This is a genomic window from Kaistia adipata DSM 17808 (assembly GCF_000423225.1).
GTDB classification, from domain to species: domain Bacteria; phylum Pseudomonadota; class Alphaproteobacteria; order Rhizobiales; family Kaistiaceae; genus Kaistia; species Kaistia adipata.
In genome coordinates this window covers 549,500-574,407 of the sequence record NZ_KE383991.1, presented here as the reverse complement: position 1 = coordinate 574,407, position 24,908 = coordinate 549,500, and the positions used below count along the sequence as shown (strand labels likewise).

At 67.6% G+C, this 24,908-nt stretch carries 22 protein-coding genes; 8 read left to right on the top strand and 14 right to left on the bottom strand.

Translation table 11 applies throughout. The features are described from left to right. Window positions 1-154 precede the first annotated feature (154 nt). Window positions 155-646 carry an Lrp/AsnC family transcriptional regulator gene (locus tag G539_RS0115595; protein WP_029076018.1) on the bottom strand — a complete coding sequence of 164 codons (492 nt, stop codon included), beginning with the start codon at window positions 644-646 and terminating at the stop codon, window positions 155-157. 120 nt (window positions 647-766) lie between these two features. Between G539_RS0115595 and G539_RS0115590 the strand changes: the two genes are divergently transcribed. Both G539_RS0115590 and putA read left to right on the top strand, forming a co-directional pair. Further along, on the top strand, window positions 767-2,209 hold the full coding sequence (locus G539_RS0115590) for a Glu/Leu/Phe/Val family dehydrogenase (protein WP_035831462.1): 1,443 nt from the start codon (window positions 767-769) through the stop codon (window positions 2,207-2,209). 148 nt (window positions 2,210-2,357) lie between these two features. Beyond that, on the top strand, window positions 2,358-6,233 hold the full coding sequence (gene putA / locus G539_RS0115585) for a trifunctional transcriptional regulator/proline dehydrogenase/L-glutamate gamma-semialdehyde dehydrogenase (protein WP_342665073.1): 3,876 nt from the start codon (window positions 2,358-2,360) through the stop codon (window positions 6,231-6,233). 323 nt (window positions 6,234-6,556) lie between these two features. On the opposite strand, the gene G539_RS0115580 is transcribed toward putA, so the two are convergent. Genes G539_RS0115580 through G539_RS0115560 form a run of 5 tightly spaced genes read right to left on the bottom strand, consistent with a single transcriptional unit; the run spans window position 6,557 to window position 10,173 of the window. After that, on the bottom strand, window positions 6,557-7,258 hold the full coding sequence (locus G539_RS0115580) for a VIT1/CCC1 transporter family protein (RefSeq protein ID WP_029076015.1): 702 nt from the start codon (window positions 7,256-7,258) through the stop codon (window positions 6,557-6,559). Beyond that, window positions 7,176-8,654: a sensor histidine kinase gene (locus tag G539_RS25060; protein ID WP_051231489.1), complete on the bottom strand. Its 1,479-nt coding sequence runs from the start codon at window positions 8,652-8,654 to the stop codon at window positions 7,176-7,178. Before G539_RS25060 ends, G539_RS0115580 begins: the two co-directional genes overlap by 83 nt. Beyond that, window positions 8,647-9,327 (bottom strand): response regulator, encoded by a 681-nt coding sequence (locus G539_RS0115570; RefSeq protein ID WP_029076014.1) that lies wholly within the window; start codon window positions 9,325-9,327, stop codon window positions 8,647-8,649. The genes G539_RS25060 and G539_RS0115570 overlap by 8 nt, the downstream gene beginning before the upstream one ends. After that, window positions 9,324-9,899 (bottom strand): cytochrome b/b6 domain-containing protein, encoded by a 576-nt coding sequence (locus G539_RS0115565; RefSeq protein ID WP_156911996.1) that lies wholly within the window; start codon window positions 9,897-9,899, stop codon window positions 9,324-9,326. Before G539_RS0115565 ends, G539_RS0115570 begins: the two co-directional genes overlap by 4 nt. Further along, the gene (locus G539_RS0115560; RefSeq protein WP_029076012.1) at window positions 9,892-10,173 is read right to left on the bottom strand and encodes a PepSY domain-containing protein; all 282 of its coding nucleotides are present in this window, start codon (window positions 10,171-10,173) and stop codon (window positions 9,892-9,894) included. The genes G539_RS0115565 and G539_RS0115560 overlap by 8 nt, the downstream gene beginning before the upstream one ends. Window positions 10,174-10,478: 305 nt before the next feature. On the opposite strand from G539_RS0115560, the gene G539_RS0115555 reads away from it, so the two are divergent. Further along, a complete protein-coding gene (locus tag G539_RS0115555) occupies window positions 10,479-10,643 on the top strand; it encodes a hypothetical protein (RefSeq protein ID WP_156911995.1) in 165 nt (54 codons plus the stop codon). A 70-nt stretch (window positions 10,644-10,713) separates the two neighbouring features. Here G539_RS0115555 and G539_RS0115550 read toward each other — a convergent pair whose 3' ends face one another. After that, complete coding sequence (locus G539_RS0115550; RefSeq protein ID WP_029076010.1) at window positions 10,714-11,055, bottom strand: YciI family protein; 342 nt, start codon at window positions 11,053-11,055, stop codon at window positions 10,714-10,716. Between the two features lie 227 nt (window positions 11,056-11,282). On the opposite strand from G539_RS0115550, the gene G539_RS0115545 reads away from it, so the two are divergent. Further along, the gene (locus tag G539_RS0115545; protein WP_029076009.1) at window positions 11,283-12,614 is read left to right on the top strand and encodes a ferredoxin reductase family protein; all 1,332 of its coding nucleotides are present in this window, start codon (window positions 11,283-11,285) and stop codon (window positions 12,612-12,614) included. Between the two features lie 52 nt (window positions 12,615-12,666). Here the strand turns inward: G539_RS0115545 and G539_RS0115540 are convergent, their stop codons facing one another. Beyond that, window positions 12,667-13,659, bottom strand: coding sequence for an AraC family transcriptional regulator (locus G539_RS0115540; RefSeq protein ID WP_029076008.1), 993 nt, complete (start codon window positions 13,657-13,659; stop codon window positions 12,667-12,669). A gap of 473 nt (window positions 13,660-14,132) precedes the next feature. Between G539_RS0115540 and G539_RS0115535 the strand changes: the two genes are divergently transcribed. The 3 genes from G539_RS0115535 to G539_RS25055 all read left to right on the top strand — a co-directional run bounded on the left by G539_RS0115535 (window position 14,133) and on the right by G539_RS25055 (window position 17,906). Further along, window positions 14,133-14,999 (top strand): class I SAM-dependent methyltransferase, encoded by an 867-nt coding sequence (locus tag G539_RS0115535; protein WP_425402370.1) that lies wholly within the window; start codon window positions 14,133-14,135, stop codon window positions 14,997-14,999. Between the two features lie 242 nt (window positions 15,000-15,241). Next, window positions 15,242-16,252 carry an amino acid ABC transporter substrate-binding protein gene (locus G539_RS0115530; RefSeq protein ID WP_029076006.1) on the top strand — a complete coding sequence of 337 codons (1,011 nt, stop codon included), beginning with the start codon at window positions 15,242-15,244 and terminating at the stop codon, window positions 16,250-16,252. Continuing rightward, window positions 16,233-17,906 (top strand): L,D-transpeptidase family protein, encoded by a 1,674-nt coding sequence (locus G539_RS25055; protein ID WP_084640032.1) that lies wholly within the window; start codon window positions 16,233-16,235, stop codon window positions 17,904-17,906. The genes G539_RS0115530 and G539_RS25055 overlap by 20 nt, the downstream gene beginning before the upstream one ends. Window positions 17,907-18,019: 113 nt before the next feature. Here the strand turns inward: G539_RS25055 and G539_RS0115520 are convergent, their stop codons facing one another. Genes G539_RS0115520 through G539_RS0115505 form a run of 4 tightly spaced genes read right to left on the bottom strand, consistent with a single transcriptional unit; the run spans window position 18,020 to window position 21,490 of the window. Continuing rightward, the gene (locus tag G539_RS0115520; RefSeq protein ID WP_051231776.1) at window positions 18,020-18,823 is read right to left on the bottom strand and encodes a metal ABC transporter permease; all 804 of its coding nucleotides are present in this window, start codon (window positions 18,821-18,823) and stop codon (window positions 18,020-18,022) included. A gap of 35 nt (window positions 18,824-18,858) precedes the next feature. Further along, on the bottom strand, window positions 18,859-19,680 hold the full coding sequence (locus tag G539_RS0115515; RefSeq protein ID WP_051231774.1) for a metal ABC transporter permease: 822 nt from the start codon (window positions 19,678-19,680) through the stop codon (window positions 18,859-18,861). A gap of 35 nt (window positions 19,681-19,715) precedes the next feature. Continuing rightward, a complete protein-coding gene (locus G539_RS0115510) occupies window positions 19,716-20,591 on the bottom strand; it encodes a manganese/iron ABC transporter ATP-binding protein (protein ID WP_029076003.1) in 876 nt (291 codons plus the stop codon). Beyond that, window positions 20,588-21,490, bottom strand: coding sequence for a metal ABC transporter substrate-binding protein (locus G539_RS0115505; RefSeq protein ID WP_156912061.1), 903 nt, complete (start codon window positions 21,488-21,490; stop codon window positions 20,588-20,590). The genes G539_RS0115510 and G539_RS0115505 overlap by 4 nt, the downstream gene beginning before the upstream one ends. Window positions 21,491-21,819: 329 nt before the next feature. Here G539_RS0115505 and G539_RS25050 point away from each other — a divergent pair, with 329 nt between their 5' ends. After that, window positions 21,820-23,307, top strand: coding sequence for an MFS transporter (locus tag G539_RS25050; RefSeq protein WP_084640031.1), 1,488 nt, complete (start codon window positions 21,820-21,822; stop codon window positions 23,305-23,307). Here G539_RS25050 and radC read toward each other — a convergent pair. Both radC and map read right to left on the bottom strand, forming a co-directional pair. After that, window positions 23,294-23,995: a RadC family protein gene (gene radC, locus G539_RS0115495; protein WP_029076001.1), complete on the bottom strand. Its 702-nt coding sequence runs from the start codon at window positions 23,993-23,995 to the stop codon at window positions 23,294-23,296. The genes G539_RS25050 and radC overlap by 14 nt on opposite strands. Then, on the bottom strand, window positions 23,992-24,825 hold the full coding sequence (gene map / locus G539_RS0115490) for a type I methionyl aminopeptidase (RefSeq protein ID WP_029076000.1): 834 nt from the start codon (window positions 24,823-24,825) through the stop codon (window positions 23,992-23,994). The genes radC and map overlap by 4 nt, the downstream gene beginning before the upstream one ends. Window positions 24,826-24,908 lie beyond the last annotated feature (83 nt).

Here is a 24,908-nt window from a genome sequence, read left to right as displayed (position 1 = left end):
GGCATGGAGGGCCGCTCGCAAGAGCGGCCCTTTTTTGTGCCGCAGGTCGCGGCCGGCACGGCAGGATGCATTTGCCTTGAATCGCTGCCTTTCTCCTCCCCCTGCCGAAAGGGGGATTCAGTTTCCGATCCGGCACGCCGGCTGATCATCGCGCTCAGGCAATCGACGTGACCCTGCTCCAGCCTTCCTTGATGGTTTCCATGGCGGGGTAGGTCGACGTGCTGCCAACATAGGGGAGGGTCGATATCTTGTCGCCGAGGACCCGCCGGTATTTGCTGATATCGCGCGTCCGCACCTTCAGAAGGTAGTCGAACCGGCCCGCGATCATGTGGCATTCGTCAACCTCCGCGACTTTCTTGACGGCGTCGTTGAAGCTCTTCAGGGCGGCCTCCCGCGTATCGGTCAGCTTCACCTCGACGAAGGCGACATGGTCGAGCTGCATTTTCGTCGGGTTCAGGATGGCTTTGAAGCCTTCGATGTACCCCTCTGCGATCAGGCGCCTGAAGCGGATCTGGCAGGGGGTCTTGGATAGGCCGATGCGCGCCGCCAGATCGGTGATCGACATGCGGCCATCCTCCGACAGGGCCTGGAGAATGTGCTGGTCGAACTGGTCAAGTTCACCAAAAACATGGGCATCTTTAGTCATAATGGATCCCTTTCGGCCGCACTATTAGCTCATACCACTGGAATTCGGCCGAAACAAAGTGGGAAGGGCTTGGATCTGTCGTGTTAGCTTTCTCTGCCTGTCGGCTGGAGGAAGTGGCGTATGGATATCGCGCTGGAACAAGAGAACGCATCCGCTTCGCAAGAAGGAACCTTCCTCGACAGTGTCGAGAGCTATATCGACCGGGCCCTTGCGCATCTCGACCTTCCCGAGGGCCTCGCCGAGCGGATCCGCGCCTGCAACTCCACCTATACGGTTCGGTTTGGGGTTCGACTGCGCGGGCGCATGTACAGCTTTACGGGCTGGCGGTCGGTTCACAGCGAGCATGTCGAGCCCGCCAAGGGTGGCATTCGCTATGACGCGGCGGCGAACGCGAATGAGGTCGAGGCGCTCGCCGCGCTCATGAGCCTTAAATGCGCGTTGGTCGACGTGCCGTTCGGCGGCTCAAAAGGCGCTCTCCGCATCGATCCCAAGCAATGGGAGGTCCATGAGCTTGAGCGCATCACCCGCCGTTTCACGCAGGAGTTGGCAAAGCGCAACCTGATCTCGCCCGGCCGCAACGTTCCCGCTCCCGACATGGGGACGGGCGAGCGCGAGATGGCCTGGATGGCCGACGAGTACAAGCGCACCGGCCCTGCCGATATCGTCAACGCGAATGCCTGCGTCACCGGCAAGCCCTTGTCACGCGGCGGAATTGCCGGTCGCACCGAAGCTACGGGGCGGGGCGTCCAGTATGCGATCCATTGCTATCTTCGCGACCGCGCGCACCAGGGCATTCAGGGCCGGCGCGACCTGTCCGGCATGACTGTCGCCGTTCAGGGCTTCGGCAATGTCGGTTTCCACGCTGCCAAGTTCCTGAGCGAGGAAGACGGCGCCAAAATCGTCTGCATCGTCGAGCGCGACGGGTACATCTTCGATGCCGCCGGGCTCGACGTCGAGGCGGTGCGGCAGCATCGCCTTCGTACCGGAAGCATCCTTGGATTCGAGGGCGCAATCAGCTCCCCCGACAAGGATCGAGGTCTGGAGGTCGATTGCGACATTCTCATCCCGGCGGCGATGGAAAACGCAATCACGTCGCACAATGCCGATCGAATTCGCGCAAGGCTGATCGCGGAGGCCGCCAACGGACCCGTGAGTTTCGCGGCCGAGGCGACGCTCCTCGAAAAAGGTGTCGTCATTCTGCCGGATCTCTTCGTCAATGCCGGAGGCGTCATCGTCAGCTATTTCGAGTGGGTCAAGAATCTGACGCACATCCCGTTCGGCCTCATGGAGCGTCGCCGCCGCGAACGCCGCAACGCACAGATCACCAGCGCGTTGGAATCGATGACCGGCAAGGCCTTTCCCGAGGACATGCGGGATGAGTTTCTCGAAGGAGGGAGCGAGATCGATCTCGTTCGCTCCGGCCTCGACGATGTCATGCGAGGGGGCTACGAGCGCATGACGTCCGTCCTGCGCGATATGCCGGAGATCCAGGATTTCCGCACGGCCGCCTACTATGTCGCCCTGAAGGAAATCGGTGATGCCTATAAGGCAATCGGGATCTGATCATGGGCCAGGCACAAGCAAACAGGCTCGGTTCGTCATGAAAGACGCGACAGCCAGGCGGGACCGCTGGCCGCTCGATCCGGCGCAAGATACCGCCTGATCCGAGGCGAGACAGCGGGGGCGGCGATCGCCGTGCCCGCCGGGAAGGATCGGGCCCCCCGAGGGATGCCTTTCCGGTCGATCTGCTCCGGCCCGAACCCCTGCCGAAACCCTGCCGGACCGCCGAGTTCGCCAGGCCACTCTCCATTTCGTTGGGCCTATCGCGTCTTCTGCGCGCGTGCCGCTCCCCACTTCGCGCGCAAGCGCTCCTCCTGGAACCAAAATGCTCAAAATCGTCGCCGAAACCGATCACGTTGCAGACGCCTCTGCTCCCTTCTCGCAGTTTGCCCCCCCGATCCGCGAGCAATCCGAACTGCGCAAGGCGGTGACGGCGGCCTATCGGCGGCCCGAAACCGAATGCCTGCCGCCGCTCCTCGACGCCGCGCGGCTTCCCGCCGCGCAGAAGGCGACCGTCCGCGCCACCGCCAGCAAGCTGATCGAGGCGCTTCGCGCCAAGCACAGGGGAACGGGTGTCGAAGGGCTTGTCCAGGAATACTCGCTGTCGAGCCAGGAGGGTGTCGCCCTCATGTGTCTGGCCGAAGCGCTGCTGCGCATTCCGGACACGGCAACGCGCGACGCCCTGATCCGCGACAAGATCGCCGAGGGCGACTGGAAGTCCCATGTCGGCGGCGGCCGGTCGTTGTTCGTGAATGCGGCGACCTGGGGCCTTGTCGTCACCGGCAAGCTCACTGCCAGTGTCAACGACCGCGGCCTTTCGGCGGCGCTGACGCGGCTGATCGCCCGATGCGGCGAGCCCGTGATCCGCCGTGGCGTCGACATGGCGATGCGCATGATGGGCGAGCAGTTCGTGACCGGCGAGACGATCGACGAGGCGCTGAAGCGGGCGCGTTCGCTCGAAACCCGCGGCTTCCGCTACTCCTACGACATGCTCGGCGAGGCCGCCACGACGGCCGCGGACGCCGAGCGCTACTATCGCGATTATGAGAACGCCATCCATGCGATCGGCAAGGCGTCGGACGGCCGCGGCGTCTATGAGGGCCCCGGCATCTCGATCAAGCTTTCCGCGCTGCATCCGCGCTACGTCCGCGCGCAGTCGACGCGCGTCATGGACGAACTTCTGCCGCGCGTTCGCGCGCTCGCGCTGCTCGCTCGCCGCTATGACATCGGCCTGAACATCGACGCGGAGGAAGCGGACCGCCTCGAGCTCTCGCTCGACCTGCTGGAGGCGCTGAGCTTCGACGCCGGGCTCGCGGGCTGGAACGGCCTCGGCTTCGTCGTCCAGGCCTATGGCAGGCGCTGCCCGTTCGTCCTCGACTTCATCATCGACCTGGCGCGCCGCTCCGGACGCCGCATGATGGTGCGCCTCGTCAAGGGCGCCTACTGGGACGCGGAGATCAAGCGCGCCCAACTCGACGGTCTCCCGGATTTTCCCGTCTACACCCGGAAGGTTCACACCGACGTTTCCTATGTCGCCTGCGCCAGGAAGCTTCTGGCCGCGACGGACGCGATCTTCCCGCAATTCGCCACGCACAACGCCCAGACGCTGGCCACGATCTACCATCTCGCCGGTCCCGAGTTCGAGGTTGGCAAGTATGAGTTCCAGTGCCTCCACGGCATGGGCGAGCCCCTCTATGACGAAGTCGTCGGCAAGCAGAACCTCGACCGGCCGTGCCGGATCTACGCGCCGGTCGGCACGCACGAGACGCTGCTCGCCTATCTGGTTCGCCGTCTGCTGGAGAACGGTGCCAACTCCTCGTTCGTGAACCGCATCTCCGATCCGAACGTCTCCGTCGACGAACTCACCACCGATCCGGTCGATGCCGTCGAAGCGGTCGCTCCGGTCGGAAAGCCGCACGACCTGATCGCGTTGCCGCGCGACCTTTATGGCGCGGAGCGTCGGAACTCCTCCGGCATCGATCTTTCCAACGAGACGGAACTGGCGCGGCTGGCGGACAGCCTGCGCGCGACGGTGACGGAAGCCTGGCATGCCACCCCGCTCCTCGCCGATGGCGAGGCGGGGGGCAAGACCCGGCCGATCCTCAATCCCGCCGATTACGGCGACGTCGTCGGCCGGGTCACGGAACTGGAACCGGACGCCGCCCCCAGGATCGCGCGGCTCGCCGAAATCGGCGCGCGCGAATGGGCCGCGGTCGCGCCGGCCGACCGGGCGGCCTGCCTGGATCGGGCCGCCGAGATCATGCAGGCGCGCATCGAGCCGCTGATGGGCGTCATCATGCGCGAGGCGGGCAAGTCTGCCGCCAACGCGATCGGCGAGGTGCGCGAGGCCGTCGACTTCCTGCGCTACTACGCCGAACAGGCGCGCCGCACACTCGACGCCACGCACGCGCCGCTTGGCCCGATCGTCTGCATCAGCCCCTGGAACTTCCCGCTCGCGATCTTTACCGGCCAGGTGGCCGCCGCGCTGGTCGCCGGCAACGCGGTCATGGCAAAGCCCGCGGGCGTCACGCCGATCATCGCGTTCGAGAGCGTGAAGATCCTGCACGAGGCCGGTGTACCGCGCGCCGCGCTCCAGTTCGTGCCCGGCGGCGGGCAGCTGGGCGCCGCGCTCATTGACGCCGAAGAGACGGCCGGCGTCATGTTCACGGGATCGACGGGCGTCGCCCGCCTGATCCAGGCTCAGCTCGCCAACCGGCTTTCAAGGTCGGGCAAGCCCATTCCACTGATCGCCGAGACCGGCGGCCAGAACGGCATGATCGTTGACTCCTCCGCGCTTGCCGAGCAGGTCGTCGGCGACGTGATCGCATCCGCCTTCGACAGCGCCGGCCAGCGCTGCTCGGCGCTTCGCGTGCTTTGCCTGCAGCAGGATGTGGCCGATCGCGTCCTGACCATGCTGAAGGGGGCGCTGCGGGAGCTCGCGATCGGGCGCACCGACCACCTGAGCGTCGATGTCGGCCCGGTGATCACGGAAGGCGCGAAGGCCGAGATCGACGCTCATATCGAGAAGATGAAGGCGCGTGGTTGCAAGGTCGAGCAATTGCCGTTGCCGCCGACGGCTGGCCTCGGCACCTTCGTTGCGCCCACCATCATCGAGATCAACCGGCTCTCCGATCTCGAGAAGGAGATCTTCGGGCCGGTGCTGCACGTCATCCGCTATCGCCGCGAGGACCTGGATCGGCTGATCGACGACATCAATGGTTCGGGATATGGCCTGACCTTCGGCCTTCACACCCGTCTCGACGAGACCATCGCCCATGTCACTGGGCGGATCCAGGCCGGCAATCTCTATGTGAACCGCAACATCATCGGCGCGGTCGTCGGCGTCCAGCCCTTCGGCGGCCGAGGTCTTTCCGGAACGGGTCCGAAGGCGGGCGGACCGCTCTATATCGGCCGCCTCGTGCAGAAGGCCCCGGCACCGCCGCGGCAGAGCCCGGGCCACACCGATCCGGCGCTTGTAGATTTCGCTGCATGGCTGGCGGACAAGGGCAGGGCAAGGGATGCCGTCGCCGCACGGGAACTCGGCAGCCGTTCCGCCGTCGGAATGGAACGGGAACTCGTCGGCCCGGTCGGCGAGCGCAACCTCTATGCGCTGCATCCGCGCGGCGCCGTCCTGCTCGCCCCGCTCACCGAGACGGGCCTCTATCGCCAGGTCGCGGCGGGCCTTGCCACGGGCAACCGGATCTTCGTCGACGCGGCGTCCGGACTGCAGTCGTTGCTTGGCGACCTCCCGTCGAGTGTGGCGGGGCGTGTGTCATGGACGGTGGACTGGAACAAGGACGGCCCCTTCTGCGCGGCCCTCGTCGAGGGAAGCGCGGAGCGCGTACGCACGGTCAACCAGGCGATCGCCGCGCTCGACGGACCGCTGGTTCTTGTCCAGTCAGCGACGAGTTCGGAGATCGAGGCCGACGTCGAATCCTATTGCCTGAACTGGCTGGTGGAGGAGGTTTCCACGTCCATCAACACCGCCGCTGCCGGCGGTAATGCCAGCCTGATGACGATCGGATAGCCGCGCCCGCCCTGTGGGCGCCCTGCTTGCCGGGGCGCCTATCCCGATGCCAGTCCGATCCACTTCCGGCACCATTTCCCACTAAGTGATGGATGGCGCTTGTGATGGAATCCTGCAGGGGCATTGGCCGGACCTGTCGCGTCCGGGTTGCGCGCCGATCTGCCCGGCTTCGGCCGTTGTGCCGGATGCGCGGCTGGCGATGCGATGAGGCGCGGCCGGGGCCGCGCTCGTCATCCGGGATCGGCGCCTTCTCGCGCCGTGGCCGCGCTTCCCGCGCCAGGGCAAGGAGCTCGCTCTGGCGCGGGAAGCGCCGGCCGGATCGATCAGACGACCGTGCCGAAGGCGGCGCCGATGCCCGCAGTGATCGCCATCGCCATCGCGCCCCAGAAGCCGACGCGGATCATCGCCCTCAGCACATTGGCGCCGCCGGCCTTGGCGCCGATCGCGCCCAGCAGCGCCAGGAAGGCGAGCGAGGCGACGGACACCGTCGGAACCAGCCATTCGCGCGGCGAAATCAGCACCATCAGGAGCGGCATCAGCGCGCCGAACGCGAAGGTCGCCGCCGAGGCCAGCGCCGCCTGGACGGGCCGCGCCGTCGTGATCTCGGAAATGCCGAGTTCGTCGCGCGCATGCGCGCCGAGCGCGTCCTTGGCCATCAGTTGCTCGGCCACCTGCCGGGCGAGCTCCTTGTCGAGCCCTCTCTGCTCGTAGATCGCCGCCAGCTCGCGATGCTCCGCCTCGATATCGGCCGCCAGTTCGGCGCGCTCCCGGGCGAGGTCGGCATTCTCGGTGTCCGATTGCGAACTCACGGAGACATATTCACCGGCCGCCATCGACATCGCGCCGGCCACCAGCCCGGCGATGCCGGCGAGCAGGATCTCGTTCGGGCCGGAGGCGGCGGCGGCCACGCCGACGATCAGGCTCGACGTCGACAGGATGCCGTCATTGGCGCCGAGGACCGCGGCCCTGAGCCAGCCGATTCGATGGACCAGATGGTTTTCCCGGTGGGTTAGGTGACGCGGCATCTTGGGATTCCTGAAGGTGGGAGGGGATCGCGCGGGGCCGAGCGGCGCCCGGGACAGGGTGCGGCGGGAAGGTCAGGATAGCCAATGTGCCGATCGCGGGATCGGCCGAAATCGAGAATGCGCCATCATGGATGGCGGCAATCCGCTTGACGATCTCGAGGCCGATGCCGAGCCGGTCGCCGGATCGGGTGATCCTTGTATCGTCGTGGGCGACGGGCCGGTAGAGCGCCGCCTTGTCGATCACCGCGATGGAGGCGCCGGGCCCCGCGCGGACCTCGATCTCGGTGCCGTCCGGGGTATGGGTCACGGCGTTGGTGACGAGGTTCATCAGGGCATCCTCCAGCAGCGCGCGGTCGCCCTGTATCGCGGCGGCGGAGCTGTCCACGAAGCCGATGGAATGACGGCGGTCATAGACCCATGGCCCGATCGAGGCGACGACGTTGCGGCCGAGTTCCGCGAGGTCGATCGGCTGGAACCCCTTGCGCTCGATGGCTTCCAGGCGGCCGAGCGCCGTGATCTGGCCGACGAACCGCGCCAGGCTCTCGACATCCTGCTCCATGCGCCGCGCGCGCGGGCTGTCGATCTGGCCAAGCTCGAGCTGCAGCATCGCGAGCGGCGTGCGGATCTCGTGCGCGACGGCCGTGGTGAACAGCCGCTGTTCGCGCATCAGGCGGCCGATGCGTGCCAGGGATCGGTTGACGGCGGCGCCGAGCTCGGCGACTTCCCGCGGCATCGCGCTGACGTCGATCCTGTGCTCGGGGTCGAGCGGGTCGATGGAGCCGGCCTGGCGGGCGGCGGCCCTGACTGGCCTCAACGCCAGCCAGGTCGAGATCAGCGAGCCGCCGAGAACCAGCACCAGCTGCAGGAACATCGGGATGGCGAGATGATCCGCGAATTCGTGGCCGAGAGCTCGCCACATCACGGCTTCGTCCTTGTCCAGGATGGCGATCTCGATGATGACCGGCTTGCCGTCGATCCAGAGGGTGCGGCCGCCGGCAACGGCGATCGGCTTGCCCGGCCCGAGAAGCCGCATCCAGCGATCGGGCGGATCGATTTCTTCCGGCAGCAGGTGGAGCAGGCACTGCTCTCCGCAGTTCGAGAAGATCAGCCCGCCGCCTTGCGGGCGGATTCGGGCGATGCGCGTGGTGCTGCCGGGACCATAGTCCACGGCGCCCTCCGGCAGCCGGAAGCTCCATTGCCCGTCCCGATGCGAGATTCCTTCGGCGAGCAGCGCCGTCTCGCGCTCGACCATCAGCGACCCCAGTTCGGGATCGTCGAAATAATAGTCGGCGAAGACGATGACGAGCTGCGCCGCCATGGCGATCAGGGCGAACAGGACGATCCGCCGGGCGATCGTCGCGACGAGGCCGGAGCGCTGCGCCGCCGCTTCAGCCATTCGTCAGGTCCCGGAGCAGGTAGCCGGCGCCGCGCACCGTCTCGATCGAGATGCCGGCCTCGATGCCGTCCAGCCGTCGGCGCAGCCTCGAGACGGCGAGCTCGATCGCATTGGCGGAGAGCTCGTCGCCGAATTCGGAAAGCTTCGCCTCGATCCGCTCCTTCGGCACCACCGAGCCGGCGTTGCGAAGCAGCACCGCCAGAACCGAGCGCTCGCGAGGCGACAGGTTGACCGTCTCACCAGCGCAGGAAAGGACCGCGCTCGTCGGATCGAAGGCGACGTTGCCGAGCTCCAGCATGTCGGCCACATGCGCCGGCGCCCGCCGTAGCAGGGCGCGGCAGCGGGCCAGAAGCTCGAAGTGGTTGAACGGTTTGACCAGATAGTCGTCCGCGCCGGCATCCAGCCCGGCGATGCGCTCGTCGACCGCGCCCCGGGCGGTGATGATCAGGATGGGCGCCGTGAAGCCGGCGGAGCGGAGAGCCCGCACGAGATCGAGCCCGTCGCCGTCCGGCAGGCCCAGATCGACGAGCGCCAGATCATAGGGCGCAACGTCGATCGCGGCTTGCGCGTCGACGGCCGTCTCGACGGCGTCGACGCGCCATTCCGCCTTGTGGATCGATTCGATCAACAGGTCGCGCAGGCGCGGGCTGTCTTCGACGAGGAGGATCCTCATGCTTTCTTGCGCCCCGTCACCATCGACAGAACCAGGTTCTCGCGGTGATGGAGGCTCTCGAAGAGCGCGGCGGCGGCATGGACCAGCGCGAGCACCAGGATGGCGTTCGCCAGCGTTCCGTGAAGCTCTTCCAGCCAGTCCTCGCCCCAGAAGGCGTCCAGCCCCATCATCCAGCCGGTCAAGCATACGCCGGAGAGCAGGACCATGAGAAGGATCATCATGACCGCCCCGGCCGGATTGTGGCCGAGATGGCGAGGGGCTCGGCCTTGCAGCAGCGCGCGCAGATACGGCACGAGCCGACGCGGGGTCGGGAAGAAATCGGCAAAGCGCGCATGGCGGGTGCCGATGAAGCCCCACACCAGGCGGATCGTCAGGGCGGCCGCGACCGCGTAGCCGAGGGCGCGATGCAGCGTGTGGCCGGGTTCCAGCACGAAGAGGTTGAGGGCGCAGGCGGTGACGATGGTCCAGTGAAACAGCCGGACGATCGGGTCCCAGACGTGGATCGTGGCCGCCTCGTCCGGGGCGGCCGTGAAGTCCTCCGACGGGACACTTGTCTCGCCGCGATCAGTCACCGATCTCAGCCTTCACGACGGAGCCGTCGACCGGATTGAAATAGACCTCGGCCTTCTTGTTGTTCTTGTCGTAGCCGTAGATCTCGTAGCAGGAGCCCGTGACCTTGAAGGTCTTGATCTTCTGGTAGCCCATCTCGGCGATCTTGGCCTTCATGGCGTCCTGACTCATCCAGGCCGATTTCGGCTCCTTGGTGCAGGTCGGGCTGGCAAGGGCGGCACCGGCCAGCAAGGGCATGGTCAGCGCGGCGATAGCGACAGTCGAGAGAATACGCATGTTAGCTCCGGGTTGGGTTGGCTCGGCCACCGGCCGGCCATCGCAATGTGGCGGAGCAAGCTGTCAGTCTGCTGTCAGTGGTGGTGCTTGCCGGTTCGACGGCGGGGAGCCCGGCGCCGGCTCATGCCGTGGCCGAGGTCCGGGCGAACCTTTTCCGAGTGCCCGCGCGGCGCGGCCCGCGCGACCCTTCGCCGGCGCAGCTGTCAACCGATCGATCTAGCAGTCGAAATCCGCTCCGGAGTTTTGTAAGCGAGGCTCATCGATCCCGGGCGATCGTTTCAGATCAGAAGATGGAGGCTGTCACGATGAAGCGCTCTCTCTCGCGCCCGTCCGTCCATTCGCGGCTGCAGGCGGCCGACCGGGAGATGCTCGAAGCGGGCGAGATCGCGCTGAAGCGTTCCGTGGTCGTCCTGGATCGCCTGGAAGCGACGTTGGAACGGGCCGTGAACAGGCAGAACTCCGACCGATAGGCGCGTCGAGCCTCGGCGTCCGAGGCGCCGCCAGACGCGGTTAGCGACCTCCGGAAGGTTGGCTGCGGCCTCAGAAGAAGGGACGCACTTCGACCGGCGCGCGGCAGGCTGCCGCCGCCTTGCGGCCCCAGTCCAGCGCGGCGTCGAGGCTCGCGCATTCGAGCACCCAGAAGCCGCCGACATGCTCCTTCGCCTCCGCATAGGGACCGTCGGTGACAACCAGCCGGCCATCGGCCTCGCGGCGAACCGACCTGGCGCTGCCGGCCGGGCGCAGGCCGCCGACGAAGACGCGGGCGCCGGCCGCGACCATCTCGTCGTTGAGCGCGTCGATGTCGCGATGCATCGCCTCGTCCTCCAGGGCGGTGGGGTCGTAGTCGTCGGGATGGTGAATGGCGACCCAGTATTGCGTCATGGCTGTTCCTCCTGAGGCGATCGGCCGGCGGGACGGATGTCCCGCATCCATGCCTGCGACGAAGGACGGGCCCGGCCTTCGACAGGCGACGGCAAAATAAGCCGTGCGTCGACCCGCCGTCATGCGGGGCCGACGCGGCGCGCGTCTCGTCAGTTCCCGAGCTCTGCTGTAGGCTCCGCCCATGATATCGGCCTGCTTGCGGCGGGGCAGGGACCTGGAGTGCGTGGATGCGTGTCATTGGATGGGTGTTCTGGATCTTCATCGCCCTCTTCGTCGTCCTGTGGGCTTTCGCCGACAGCCTGTTTCCGACACCGTTCTCGCTGTTTGACATCCAGCGGCGGCCGGCGATCCAGCTGACCGGGATCCTGGCTATCGCGACGATGTCGTTCGCGACGCTTCTGGCGGCGCGTCCGAAATGGCTCGAGCCCTATCTCGGCGGGCTCGACAAGATGTACAGGCTGCATCGCTGGCTGGGGATCGGCGCGCTCGTCTTCGCCGCCGTGCACTGGTGGTACGCCACCGGCCGCCGCATGCTGTTCCCGCCGACGCCGGCCCCCGGCGGCGCGCCGCGACCGCGGGGGCCGGGCGAACCGATGCTGGCGATCTTCGAGGGGCAGCGCGGCTTGGCCCATGTCGTCGGCGAATGGAGCTTCTACATCGTCGTCGCGCTGATCGCGGTCGCACTAATCCGGCGGATTCCCTATGGCGTGTTCGCCAAGACGCACATGCTGATCACGGCGGTATTCCTGGCGCTGCTGTATCATTCCGCGGTGCTGGTGCGGGTCGCCTACTGGACCGAGCCGGTCGGCATCCTGCTCGCCGCCGTCATGCTGGCGGGGCTGGCGGGCGCGGCGGTCGTTCTGGCGCGGCGCCTCGGCCTGCTGCGGCCGGTGAGCGGGACCGTGATCTCCGAGCACTACTATCCGGAGCTGCGCGTGATCGAAACGGAAATCGAGCTCCAGCCGGGTTGGGCTGGCCATGTGCCGGGGCAGTTCGCCTTCGTGACGACGAACCGGTTCGAGGGCGCGCATCCCTTTTCCATCGCCTCTGCCTGGAACCCGCAGGAGCGGCGCGTCAAGTTCATCGCCAAGGAACTCGGGGACTTCACGACACGGCTGCGCGACGAGTTCCGTCCCGGCAGCCACGCCGCCGTCGAGGGCCCCTATGGCTGCTTCACCTTCTCGGATACGAAGCCGCATCAGGTCTGGATCGGCGCCGGCGTCGGCATCTCTCCCTTCGTCGCGCGCATGAAATACCTGGCGGAGCATGGCGGCGACCAGATCGTTCATCTGTTCCATTCGACCGCCGACGTGTCGGAGCTGGCGCTCGCGAAGCTGTCGGCCGACGCGGCGGCGGCTGGCGTGCGGCTGCATCTCATCGTGACCCCGCGCGATCCGCATCTGACCGGCGACACCATCCGCGAGCAGGTCGAGGGCTGGCGCGAGTCCAGCTACTGGTTCTGCGGGCCGGAGGGCTTCGGTGCGTCGCTGAAGGCCGACCTGGTGGCGACCGGCATCGCGCCGCGCGACTTCCACCAGGAAGTCTTCGCCATGCGCTAGCGGCGCGGAGCTTCGACGGACCGCGAGACGGGCCTCGATCCGAGGCTGGGCCTCACCCCGCGCCGGCGCGCCATTCGCTGGGCGACTGGCCGACGAATTTCTTGAAGGCGCGGCTGAAGGCGGCTTCGGAATCATAGCCGATCTCCTGCGCCACCGCCGCGACCTTGACGCCGCCCTCGGCGAGCCGCCTCGCGGCGATCTGCATGCGCCATTGCGTCAGGTACTGGATCGGCGGACAGCCGACGAGCTGCGTGAAGCGTTCCGCCAGCGCCGAGCGCGAGGCGCCGGCGGCGGCGGCGAGATCCTCCAGGGTCCAGGCGCGCGCCGGGGTGGCGTGCAGCAGGGCGAGGGCACGTCCGACCAGGGGATCGCGCAGGCCGGCGAGCCAGCCGGTGCGGTCGGCGCCGAGTTCGTCCATGTGCTGGCGCACGACTTCGAGGAACATCAGCTCGGAGAGGCGGTTCAGGATGCTCTGGCTGCCGGGGCGCTTGTTTTCCGCTTCGCTGGTGGCGAGGCGGATGAATTGCTCGAGCCGGCTCCCTGGCGTGCCGGCGGAGCGGCCGAGCCGCATGAAGCGGGGCAGGGCGGCGAGCAGCGGATTGAAGGGGCGCGCATCGCAGCTGAAGAAGCCGCAGACGAGATGGGTCTCGGTCGGGCCGTCGCTGCCGGTCTTGAGCAGGAAGGGCAGCATCGAATCGTCCGGCGGGCGCTGGTGCACGCTCCATTGCGGCTCGGCGCGCATGCCGGGCCGGCTGGAGAGGGCGTGCGGATCGCCCTGCGGCATGACGGCGATGTCGCCCTCGCGCAGCTCGACCGGTTCGAAGTCGCCACGGTCGACGATCGAGATCCAGCACGAGCCGCGGGTGACGACATGATATTCGATCATGTGCTGGGCGCCGGGCATGACGAGGCCGCCGAAGCGCTCGGCCGGCGGCGCCTCCGCCACCCAGGGCGCGCGGGCCGAGACGTCGTAGAACACGGCGCCGGTGAGCCGGATGGCGGACAACACGTCCGAAAGGACGTCGATCTTGTCATCGACAGGCATGAGCGAAACCGAAAACGCCGCAGACAGACGCGTTCCAGACGCGAGGATGGCCGCTGGATGCCCGCATGGGCCCGTAGCGGCCGGGTCGCGTGTCGCGCCGCGTCGCGCACGTGACCCTAGGTCATGCCAAAAATAGCAGGTCTGGACGCTCGGGCAAGAAATCCGGCGGCGCGATCATTCTTCCCCAGCGGAAACTGCGATACCCAATGCGCCGCCCCAGGGACATCGTGTCGGGCAGATCCGCGCGGCAGGGCGTGAGCAGCCTCAGTCGGGTTGGCTGGGTCCCCGGGCAGCGGACAAGGCGTCCGCTTTCGCTCATCGGTGCCTTCACAACGCAGCCGATTTCTTCGCGGCGCCGGGCGACTGGCGGTGCGACCGCGCTTCGCATCCCCCGTCACGGCCGCCAGGCGCGGCCGGTTGAACGCTCGACAACGCGCCCGGTGCGCAGAACCCGTCAGGAGACGAGCATGACCATGACCTCGATTGGAAGCGAAACCATGAACCCCGCCACTGCCGCCGCCGTCACGATGGCGGCGGCTCCCGACCTCGTCGCGCTGAAGACCAAGCAGCAGGCGACCTGGTCGTCCGGCGACTATGCGGTCGTCGGCACGACGTTGCAGATCGTCGGCGAATGCCTGGCCGAGGCGATGGACCTGCGTTCGGGCCAGAGCGTCCTCGATGTCGCCGCTGGCAACGGCAATGCGACGCTGGCCGCCGCGCGCCGCTGGTGCGACGTGACGTCGACGGACTATGTCGACGCGCTGCTGATGCAGGGCCGCAAGCGCGCCGAGGCGGAGGGGCTCAGCGTCATGTTCCAGACCGCCGACGCGGAGGACCTGCCGTTCGCCGACGGCACCTTCGACGCGGTGATGTCGACCTTCGGCGTGATGTTCACCGCCGATCACGACCGCGCCGCCTCGGAACTCATGCGCGTGTGCCGCCCGGGCGGCAAGGTCGGCATGGCCAACTGGACGCCGGACGGCTTCATCGGCCAGATGTTCAAGGTGATCGGCAAGCACGTGTCGCCGCCGCCGGGCGCCAAGTCGCCGGCGCTCTGGGGCACGCGCGCCCGGATCGACGAGATGTGCGGCGGCGAGGCGAGCGCCATCGCGGCCGAGACGCGGACTTTCGTCTTCCGCTATCGCTCGCCGCAGCACTTCCTCGACGTGTTCCGCCGCTTCTATGGCCCGATGCTGAAAGCCTTCGGGGCGCTGGACGAGGCCGGCCAGATGGCGCTTGCCAAGGACATCACCGATCTGATCGCGCGCTTCAACAAGGCCGATGACGGGACGATGGTGGTGCCGTCGGACTATCTCGAGATCGTCGTGACCAAGCGCTAGCTCGATTTCGAGCGAAGCCGATACCGGATCGACCCGGCGAGAGGCTGGTGCCATCGAACGGCTCCGGCCCGGCCCGGGGGATCCCACCCCTTTGCACAGGAACGGCGGGCGGTGTCGCGGCGGAAGGGCCGCGGCGCCGCCCGCCGCTGTTGCGATGGCCGGCGCGAACATGCTTGTTGGCGGCCGGGGTCGATGCAATCATGGCGCGACTGCCGAAGCGAAACTTCCCGGACGGGGTCACGATGACACGAATTTCCGCTGCGCGCTGGATGGCGCGCGCCACGGCACTCTCCCTGACGTTCGTTGCCGCCACGGCCGGCGCGGGGACGCTGGAGGACGTCAAGGCGCGCGGCAAGCTCGTCTGCGGCGTCAGCGAGGGCCTGGGCGGCTTCTCGGAGAAGGACGCGGCCGGGACGTGGCGCGGCTATGACGTCGATTTCTGCAAGGCGGTGGCGCTGGCGATCCTCGGCGATGCCGCCAAGGTCGACTATGTGCCGCTTTCGGCGACCGATCGCTTCGAGGCGCTCGCCGGCGGCAAGGTCGACCTGCTCGCGCGCAACAGCACCTGGACGCTCCTGCGCGACGCCGGCCGGCCGCTCGAGTTCGTCGGCGTCAGCTATTTCGACGGCCAGGGCTTCATGGTGCCGACCATCTATGGCGCGACCAGCCCGCTGCAGCTGAACGGCGCCACCATCTGCGTCGTCAGCGGAACCACCACGCAGGACAATGCCAGCGCCTATTTCGAGAAGGCCGGCCTCAAGGCGTCGTTCCTGCCCTTCGCTGAGCGTCAGGATGCGCGCAAGGCCTATGCGGACGGCAAGTGCGACGCCTACACCGCCGATCGCTCGGCGCTGGCGGCGGAGCGGGCCGACCTGCCGAAGCCCGACAGCCACACCATCCTGGCCGACGTGATCTCCAAGGAGCCGCTCGGCCCCGTCGTGCGCGACGATGATGCGAAGTGGATCAATCTGGTGCGCTGGGTCCTGTTCGGCCTGATTGACGCCGAGGAGATCGGCCTGGAGCAGGCCAATGTCGCCGCCGCGCAGGCGGCCGAGGCGAAGCGGCTCGGCGCGCTGAGCGGCCCGCCGCTCGGCCTTTCCGAGGACTGGCTGGCGACCGTTGTCGGTGGCGTCGGCAATATCGGCGAGATCTTCGAACGCAATCTCGGCGAGGAGACGCCGATGCAGCTGGCCCGTGGCATCAACGCTCCCTGGACCCAAGGCGGAATCCTCTATGCGCCGCCCCTTCAGTAATTCAGCGCTTTCCCGTTGCGCGCGCCGGCTGATGGCCGGCGCCGCCCTGCTGCTCGCCGCGGCCGCCTTCACGCCGCCGCCCGCCCATGCCGCGACGGTGGAAGAGGTGCAACGCAGCCTGGCGCTGATCCGCATCAACGCGATCGACCTCCTGGCGCGCGAGCCGCGTCTGCCGCTGCCGATCCAGCAGCGGCGCGACATCCTGCGCGCCTATTACGAGGAGAAGGGCGGCGACCTGCTCTGGCTGCGCGACGACCGGCCCGAGCAACTGGTGGCGGCGCTCGATGGCGCGGCGGCGGATGGCCTCCGGCCGACCGACTATCCGACAGGCCAACTCATCACCCTGCTCCAGGAAACGGATTTCAAGGACATCCGCGGCCTGGCACTGATCGAGCTGTTCTTCTCCGCCGCCTTCCTCGAATACACGGCCGATCTCTCGGTCGGGCGCTTCCTGCCGAGCAAGGTCGACCCGAACTTCTTCCTGAAGACGCGCACGCTCGACCAGGCGGCGGCGCTGCAGGCCGTCAGCGAGGCCGAGAGCCTCGACGATTTCTTCGAGGCCTGGCAGCCGTCGAGCAGCTATTACGCGTCGCTGCGCGGGGCGTTGGCGCAATATCGGGAGTTCGAGGCCGAGGGTGGCTGGGCGCCGGTGCCGCTCGGCCCGGCGCTGAAGCCCGGCATGACCGATCCGCGCGTCGCCGACATCCGCGAGCGGCTGGCCGTCACCGACGCGGCCGACCCCGATGGCCCAGACGGCCAGGAAACCTACGATCCCGAGCTCGTCGCGGCGGTCAAGCGCTTCCAGGCGCGGCATGGGCTCGATGTCGACGGCGTCGTCGGCCCGGCGGCGCTGGTGGCGATGAACGTTCCGGTCGAGACGCGGATCCAGGAGATCGAGCTCGCGATGGAGCGCTGGCGCTGGATGCCGCGCGATCTCGGCCAGCAATATGTGATGGTCAACATCGCCGGCTTCGATCTTCGCCGCGTCAAGGACGGCGAGACCGAGCAGCGGATGTCGGTCGTGGTCGGCAAGCCCTATAGCCGCACGCCCGTCTTCAGCGACCAGATCCGCTATATCGAGCTCAATCCCTACTGGACCGTGCCGGCCGGCATCGCCGTCAAGGAGGAGCTGGGCAAGCTGCGCAGCAATCCCGCCGGCCTCTCGGCGCAGGGCTTCGAGGCGATCCGCGGCAAGGAGGTCCTCGATCTCCGCTCGATCAACTGGGCGAACTACGGTCCCGGCAACTTCCCGTTCCAGCTGCGCCAGCAGCCGGGCCCGAAGAACGCGCTCGGCCGCGTCAAGTTCATGTTCCCGAACGAGCACAACGTCTATCTGCACGATACGCCGTCGCGCAGCCTGTTCGCCCGCAGCGAGCGCGCCTTCAGCCATGGCTGCATCCGCGTCAGCCAGCCGCTCGACCTGGCGGAGCAGCTTCTGGTCGCCGGCGGCGTCTCCGGCTGGGGCATGGACCGGATCAACAAGACCGTGGCGACGGAGAAGAACACCGTCGTCAAGCTGGCGAAGCCCTTGCCGATCCACCTGACCTACCTGACCGCCTGGGTCGACGAGACCGGCGTCAATTTCCGCAAGGACATCTACAAGCAGGACGCCAAGCTCCTCGCTGCGCTCGACGGCAAGGCGCTCGCCTGGTGATCGGTCGGCCGCGGGCTTCCGGACGTCCGGACCCGCTCCGCGCCGCATGGAGACGCTGAACGGAGGCACGATTCCGCGTGCAGCCTGACACGCCCACCGCCGGTCGTGCCGCTTCAGCTCGGTCCGGCGGCGGCTTCGGCGCGGGCGGTGCGGCGGGTGGAGACGATGAAGGCGACGACGAAGGCGATCGTCAGCAGCAGGACGATCGTCGGCGCCGGCGCGCTGTCGAGGAAAAAGCTCAGATACACGCCGGCAAGCGAGCAGCCGACGGCGATCGCCGTCGCGACGAGCAGCATGGCGCTGAACTTCCGGGTCAGCAGGAAGGCGATGGCGCCCGGCGAGACCAGCATGGCGATGGCGAGGATGATGCCGACCGCCTTCAGCGCGCCGACGATGGCGAGCGACAGGATCGCCAGCAGGCCGTAGTGCAGCAGACGAACGGGGAGGCCGACGACGCGCGCCTGCACCGGATCGAAGGCGTGCAGCAGCAGGTCGCGCCATTTGACGGCGATGATGCCGGTGATCAGGAGCGCGATGATCCCGCTCTCCAGAATGTCGCGCCAGCCGACGCCGAGGATGTCGCCGAACAGGATGTGGTCGAGATGCACGTCGGTCTCGATCTTGGTGTAGAGCACGATGCCGACGCCGAACATGCCGGAGAACACGATGCCCATCACCGTATCCTGCTTGATGCGGCTGTTTTCCTTGAGATAGCCGCTGGCCAGCGCGCAGCCCATGCCGGCGACGAAGGCGCCGATCGCGAGCGGCAGGCCGACGATATAGGCGATGACCACGCCCGGCAGCACGGCATGCGAGATGGCGTCGCCCATCAGCGACCAGCCCTTGAGCACGAGATAGCAGGAGAGCAGCGCCGTCGGCACGGCGACCAGCACCGAGATGACGAGCGCGTTCTGCATGAACGCGAACTGGAACGGTTGCAGGAGCGTGTCGATCACGGCGTCGTCTCCAGGGCCTCGGCCGCGCGGCGGCGGGCGGCGAGCAGGCCATGCTTGGGCGCGAATACGAAGGCTGCGAGGAAGATGAGGGTCTGCAGAACGACGATGATGCCGCCCGTGGCGCCGTCGAGGAAATAGGAGAGATAGGCGCCGACGAAGCTGGTCGCCGCGCCCACCGCGACGCTGATCATCAGCAGGCGCGGAAAGCGGTCGGTGAGCAGATAGGCGGTGGCGCCCGGCGTCACGACCATGGCAATGACCAGGAAGGCGCCGACCGTCTGCAGCGCCGCGACGGTGCAGGCGGAGAGCAGTGTGAAGAACAGGATCTTCAGCGCGGTCGGGTTCAGGCCGATCGAGCGGGCATGGCTTTCGTCGAAGAAGGTGACCATCAGGTCCTTCCACTTGACCATGAGGATGGCGAGCGAGACGAAGCCGATGATGGCGAGCTGCAGCGTATCCTCCGGCGTGATGGCGAGGATGTTGCCGAGCACGATGGTCTGGATGTTTACCGATGTCGGTGACAGCGACACCATGAACAGGCCGAGACCAAAGAAGCCGGTGAAGATCAGGCCGATGATCGCGTCCTCGCGCAGCTTGGTGCGCTGGTTCAGGAACAGCATCGCCGCGGCGGCGAGGCCGCCGGAGAAGAAGGCGCCGATCGAGAACGGCAGGCCGAGCATGTAGGCGCCGGCGACGCCGGGCACGATCGAGTGGGAGAGGGCGTCGCCGATCAGCGACCAGCCCTTCAGCATCAGATAGGCGGAGAGGAAGGCGCAGACGCCGCCGACCAGCGCGCTGACCCACATGGCGTTGACCATGTAGTTGTAGGCGAAGGGTTCGAGCAGGGCTTCGGTCACGGCCGCGGCTCCGTCGGCGCAGGCGACTTGTCGGGTAGGAGCAACGGGCTCTCGTCGTCGGAAAGGATGTCGATCGACCCGCCGGCGATGTCGGCGTCGAGCACGACATGGCGCAGCACGCCGCCGAAGGTCTTCTCCAGATTGGCGCGGGTGAAGGTCTCGCGCGTCGGGCCATGCGCGAGCACGGTGCGGTTCAGGAGAACGGCGCGATCGCAGAACTCCGGCACGCTGCCGAGATTGTGGGTCGAGACCAGCATGACGCGGCCTTCGTCGCGAAGCGCGCGCAGCAGCTCGATGATCGCCGCTTCCGTCTGCACGTCGACGCCGGTGAACGGCTCGTCGAGCAGGATGACGCGGCCGTCCTGGGCGAGCGCGCGGGCGAGGAAGACGCGCTTCTTCTGGCCGCCGGAAAGCTCGCCGATCTGGCGCTTGCGCATGGCGGTCATGCCGACCCGCTCGAGCGCGTCGGCGACGGCCTGATGGTCACGGACGCCGGGAATGCGCAGCATGTTCATGTGGCCGTAGCGCCCCATCATGACGACGTCCTCGACGAGGACCGGGAAGTTCCAGTCGACGTCCTCGCTCTGCGGCACATAGGCGACGAGGTTCTTCTTCAGCGCTTGCTCGACCGGCTGGCCGAGCACGCGGATGGTGCCGCCCGAGACGCGGACGAAGCCCATGATCGCCTTGAACAGGGTCGACTTGCCGCTGCCATTGACGCCTACCAGCGCGGTGATCGTGCCGGTCGGGATCGAAAAGCTGGCGTCGCGCAGCGCCGTGTGGCCGTTGCGATAGGTCACGGTCGCACCGGCGACCGTGATGCCTTCGCCGGTTGCGGCGTCACGTGACTGCAGGGTCACGGGTGCGTTCATTCCGCGCTCGCCTCTTTCTGCGAGATGCCCTTGGCCACCGTCTCGGAGGTGACGCGCAGCAGGTCGAGATAGGTCGGCACCGGGCCGTCCGCCTCGGAGAGGCTGTCGACATAGAGCACGCCGCCATAGGCCGCGCCCGTCTCGCGCGCCACCTGCTTGGCCGGATTGGCGGAGACCGTGCTCTCGCTGAAGACGGCCGGGATGTTGTTGGCGCGGACGGCGTCGATCACCTTGCGCACCTGCTTCGGCGTGCCCTGCTGGTCGGCGTTGATCGGCCAGAGATAGAGCTCCTTCAGGCCGAAGTCGCGCGCCAGATAGGAGAAGGCGCCTTCGCTGGAGACGAGCCAGCGCTTCTCCTCGGGAATGGCGGTGAGCGCGTCGCGGATCGGCGCGACGGTGGCGCTGATCTTCGCCTTGTAGGCCTCGGCATTCGCCTTGTAGGCGTCGGCGTTGGCGGGGTCGTGCTTCACGAAGGCGTCGCGGATGTTGTCGACATAGACGAGCGCGGCGTCCGGCGACATCCAGGCATGCGGGTTGGGCTTGCCGGAATAGGGGCCCTCGGAAATGCCGATCGGCTCGACGCCGGCGGAGACGGTCACCTCGGCGACCTTGTCGAGATTGGCGAAGAACTTCTCGAACCAGAGTTCCAGGCCGAGGCCGTTCCAGAGGATCAGCTCCGCGTCCTGCGCCTTCACGATGTCGCCTGGCGTCGGCTGGTAATTGTGGATCTCGGCGCCCGGCTTGGTGATCGATTCAACGATCGCCGCGTCGCCGGCGACGTTCTGCGCCATGTCGGCGATGATCGTGAAGGTCGTCACCGCCTTGAAGGGCTTCGCGCCCTCGGCCGCGCCGGCGAGCCCCGGCAGCGTGGCGACGGCCACCAGGCCGGAAATCGTCATCAGGAAGCGGCGTCGTGCGCGATCGAGGATCATCGGTCCGGTCGTCCTTGTCTCTGCAACTGCAAATTACTCGCATTAAGTTTGCATGGCGGTTCGGCAATTGCAACTCATTCGCAAAAAGAATGACGATGCGGAATTCGGGGCAGTCGTCGCGACAGGCCGAGAGGAGGCCGCGGGCCGGCCAACGCTTCCGTGCCGGTCTGGCGATCGGCGGAGGGCTCGGCGTGCCGATTGCCGCGCCGAGCCCGTGCAACTCTTGCGAATCCCTGCCGCGGCGACAAAGGTGGGCGGAACTTGCCGCTCGCTCGGGCGGCCGATGAGGATTGGACATGCAGCAGACTTCCCACCAACAGGCCATGCTGGGCATGCTGGATCGCGCGCCGATGGGATGGCCGCACTATTGGATCTTCCTGCTGTCGACGGGCGGCACCATGCTCGGCGGCGTCTCGGTGTTCACGCTGGGCGTAGCGCTGCCGCTCCTCATCCAGAGCTTCGCCCTCGATGCCGCGATGCAGGGCCTGCTCGGCGCGGCGCTGCTCGCCGGTGCCGTGCCGGGCGCGGCGTTTGGCGGTCCGCTGGCCGATCGCTTCGGCCGCAAGCCACTGATGCTCCTCGATACCGTCGTGATGATCGTCGGCGCGCTGATTGCCGCCTTCGCCGGCGACGCCACGATGCTGACGCTTGGCCTCTTCGTGTTCGGCGTCGGCGTCGGCATCGACTATCCGGTGTCGAGCAGCTACGTCGCCGAGTGGATGCCGGCGGCGACGCGCAGCCGCGTCATGGTCGCCACGATCACCTTCCAGGCGGTCGGCTTCATGGTGGCGGCGGCGCTGACCGCCGCGATCCTGGCCGTCGTCGACGCCGATGCGGCGTGGCGAGGCTTCATGGCGACGCTGGTGGCGCTGCCGCTGCTGTTCCTGATCGGCCGCCTGTTCATGCAGGAGAGCCCGCGCTGGCTGATGGGCAAGGGGCGCAACCGCGCGGCCGCTGACGCCATCGGGGCCGTGATCGTCGCCGACCGGCAACAGCTCGCGGCTCTCGGCGACGGGGCCGCCGATGCGGTGCATCTCGTCGCCAAGGCGCCGGAGGAGGTGAAGAACCGCGGCAACGCGGCGTTGTTCGGCGCCGCCTACCGGCGCCGCACCGCGCTTGCTTGCGTGCCGTGGTTCCTGATGGACATCGCCTCCTACGGCATCGGCCTGTTTACGCCGATGCTGCTGGCGGACCTGCATTTCGGTTCGACGCGAAGCAATCTCGTCGCGGCCGATTTCTCGGAGATCGGCGGCACCTCGCTGATCGACATCTTCCTGGTCGTCGGCTTCCTCGCCGCCTTCTGGGTGGTGCCGCGCTATGGGCATCTGCGTCCGCAGGTCGCCGGCTTCCTCGGCATGACGGTCGGCATGCTGGTGCTCGTCGCCGCGCTCTGGGCAGGCAACCCGGCCCATCCGGCGGTGGCGGTGATCTTCGCCGGCTTCATCCTGTTCAATCTCGCCATGAATGCCGGCCCGCATTCGACCACCTTCGCGCTGCCGGCGGAGCTGTTCCCGACGCAGCTGCGCGGGGCCGGCTCCGGCCTCGCCTCGGCCTCCGCCAAGGTCGGTGCGGCGCTCGGCGCCTTCTTCCTTCCTGTAGTGAAGGCGGAGTACGGCCTCTCGGCGGTCCTGATGCTGGTGGCGCTGGTCAGTCTGGCCGGCGCCCTGATCACGGCGCTGCTGGTCGAGGAACTCGGCGGGGCCAAGAGCCTCGAGGCGCGCCACGCCCCGGACGCGCCGGAGCCGCCGCCGGCCCGGCAGACGGTGTCGCTCAGATCAGCTTGAGGGCGCGGAAGCTCGCATGGCCCTGGCGGCCGACGATGATGTGGTCGTGCACGGCGATGCCGAGCGGCTGCGCGATCTCGACGATGGTCTTGGTCATGTCGATGTCGGCGCGTGAGGGGGTGGGGTCGCCGGAGGGATGGTTGTGCACCAGCACGATCGCGGTCGCGGACAGCTCCAGCGCCCGCTTCATCACCTCGCGCGGATAGACGGGCGTGTGGTCGACGGTGCCGACCTGCTGCACTTCGTCGGCGATGAGGACGTTCTTGCGGTCGAGGAAGAGGATGCGGAACTTTTCCTTTTCCTCATAGGCCATGGCGGCGCGGCAATAGTCGATCACCGCGCTCCAGGAACCGAGCAGGGGGCGCTGCCGAACGGCGCCGCGCGCATAGCGCGTGGCGGCGGCGTGCACCAGTTTGAGGTGGGTGGCGACCGATGGGCCGATGCCGGGCACCTCGACGAGCCGCGCCTCGGGCGCCGCCAGCACGTCGGAGAAGGTGCCGAAGCGGGCGATGAGCGCCTTGGCGAGCGGCTTGGTGTCCCGCCGCGGCACGGCCTGGAACAGGATCAGCTCAAGCAGCTCATAGTCGGCCATGGCGTCGCCGCCCTGGTCGCGGAAACGCGTCTTCAGCCGTTCGCGATGCCCCAGGAAATGGGGCGCATCCTCGGGGTTCTCGGCGAACCTGCTCATGCCCCTGTCGGGTAGGGCGGGCAGCCATAGCCGCGCGGCGAGAGCGTGAAGATCTCGCAGCCCGTCTCGGTGACGCCGACGGTGTGCTCGAACTGGGCCGAGAGCGAGCGATCGCGGGTGACGGCGGTCCAGCCGTCGCGCAGGACCTTCACATGCGGCCGGCCGAGATTGATCATCGGCTCGATGGTGAAGATCATGCCGGGGCGCAGCTCGACGCCCTCGCCGGGATTGCCGTAGTGCAGGATGTTCGGCGTGTCGTGGAAGACCTTGCCGACGCCATGGCCGCAGAAATCGCGCACGACGCTGCAGCGCTCGGCCTCGGCATAGGACTGGATCGCGTAGCCGATGTCGCCGGTGGTGGCGCCGGGCTTCACCGCCGCGATGCCGCGCATCAGCGATTCATAGGTGACCTCGACCAGGCGGACGGCGGCGCGCTTGACGTCGCCGACCAGGTACATGCGGCTCGAATCGCCGTACCAGCCGTCGACGATGTAGGTGACGTCGACATTGACGATGTCGCCGTCCTTGAGCGGCTTGTCGTCGGGAATGCCGTGGCAGACGACGTGGTTGATCGAGGTGCAGGTCGACTTGGTGTAGCCGCGATAGCCAAGCGTCGCCGGCAGCGCGCCATGGGCGGCGCCGAATTCGTAGACGTAGCGGTCGATCTCGTCGGTGGCGACGCCCGGCTTGACGATGTCGGCGAGACCGTCGAGGCAGGCGGCCGCCAGCTGGCCAGCCCGGTGCATCGCGGCGAAGGCCTCCTTGCCATAGAGGCGGATCTGCCCCGTGTTCCTCAGCGGGGTGGCATCGGCGTCGACATAGGTGACCATAGGATACTCCGTGTTCCGTCAGCACATCACTGCGCGGCCTTCGGGACAAGCCTGAATATTGAAGGATTGCCCCCGATCTGGCG

What these genes read in the sequence shown, in the direction of transcription:
- G539_RS0115595 (WP_029076018.1), bottom strand. Translation starts at nt 646, where the DNA reads ATGACTAAAGATGCCCATGTTTTTGGTGAACTTGACCAGTTCGACCAG.
- G539_RS0115590 (WP_035831462.1), top strand. Translation starts at nt 767, where the DNA reads ATGGATATCGCGCTGGAACAAGAGAACGCATCCGCTTCGCAAGAAGGA.
- G539_RS0115580 (WP_029076015.1), bottom strand. Translation starts at nt 7,258, where the DNA reads ATGCCGCGTCACCTAACCCACCGGGAAAACCATCTGGTCCATCGAATC.
- G539_RS25060 (WP_051231489.1), bottom strand. Translation starts at nt 8,654, where the DNA reads ATGGCTGAAGCGGCGGCGCAGCGCTCCGGCCTCGTCGCGACGATCGCC.
- G539_RS0115570 (WP_029076014.1), bottom strand. Translation starts at nt 9,327, where the DNA reads ATGAGGATCCTCCTCGTCGAAGACAGCCCGCGCCTGCGCGACCTGTTG.
- G539_RS0115560 (WP_029076012.1), bottom strand. Translation starts at nt 10,173, where the DNA reads ATGCGTATTCTCTCGACTGTCGCTATCGCCGCGCTGACCATGCCCTTG.
- G539_RS0115555 (WP_156911995.1), top strand. Translation starts at nt 10,479, where the DNA reads ATGAAGCGCTCTCTCTCGCGCCCGTCCGTCCATTCGCGGCTGCAGGCG.
- G539_RS0115550 (WP_029076010.1), bottom strand. Translation starts at nt 11,055, where the DNA reads ATGACGCAATACTGGGTCGCCATTCACCATCCCGACGACTACGACCCC.
- G539_RS0115545 (WP_029076009.1), top strand. Translation starts at nt 11,283, where the DNA reads ATGCGTGTCATTGGATGGGTGTTCTGGATCTTCATCGCCCTCTTCGTC.
- G539_RS0115540 (WP_029076008.1), bottom strand. Translation starts at nt 13,659, where the DNA reads ATGCCTGTCGATGACAAGATCGACGTCCTTTCGGACGTGTTGTCCGCC.
- G539_RS0115535 (WP_425402370.1), top strand. Translation starts at nt 14,133, where the DNA reads ATGACCTCGATTGGAAGCGAAACCATGAACCCCGCCACTGCCGCCGCC.
- G539_RS0115530 (WP_029076006.1), top strand. Translation starts at nt 15,242, where the DNA reads ATGACACGAATTTCCGCTGCGCGCTGGATGGCGCGCGCCACGGCACTC.
- G539_RS25055 (WP_084640032.1), top strand. Translation starts at nt 16,233, where the DNA reads ATGCGCCGCCCCTTCAGTAATTCAGCGCTTTCCCGTTGCGCGCGCCGG.
- G539_RS0115520 (WP_051231776.1), bottom strand. Translation starts at nt 18,823, where the DNA reads ATGCAGAACGCGCTCGTCATCTCGGTGCTGGTCGCCGTGCCGACGGCG.
- G539_RS0115515 (WP_051231774.1), bottom strand. Translation starts at nt 19,680, where the DNA reads ATGGTCAACGCCATGTGGGTCAGCGCGCTGGTCGGCGGCGTCTGCGCC.
- G539_RS0115510 (WP_029076003.1), bottom strand. Translation starts at nt 20,591, where the DNA reads ATGAACGCACCCGTGACCCTGCAGTCACGTGACGCCGCAACCGGCGAA.
- G539_RS0115505 (WP_156912061.1), bottom strand. Translation starts at nt 21,490, where the DNA reads ATGACGATTTCCGGCCTGGTGGCCGTCGCCACGCTGCCGGGGCTCGCC.
- G539_RS25050 (WP_084640031.1), top strand. Translation starts at nt 21,820, where the DNA reads ATGCAGCAGACTTCCCACCAACAGGCCATGCTGGGCATGCTGGATCGC.
- radC (WP_029076001.1), bottom strand. Translation starts at nt 23,995, where the DNA reads ATGAGCAGGTTCGCCGAGAACCCCGAGGATGCGCCCCATTTCCTGGGG.
- map (WP_029076000.1), bottom strand. Translation starts at nt 24,825, where the DNA reads ATGGTCACCTATGTCGACGCCGATGCCACCCCGCTGAGGAACACGGGG.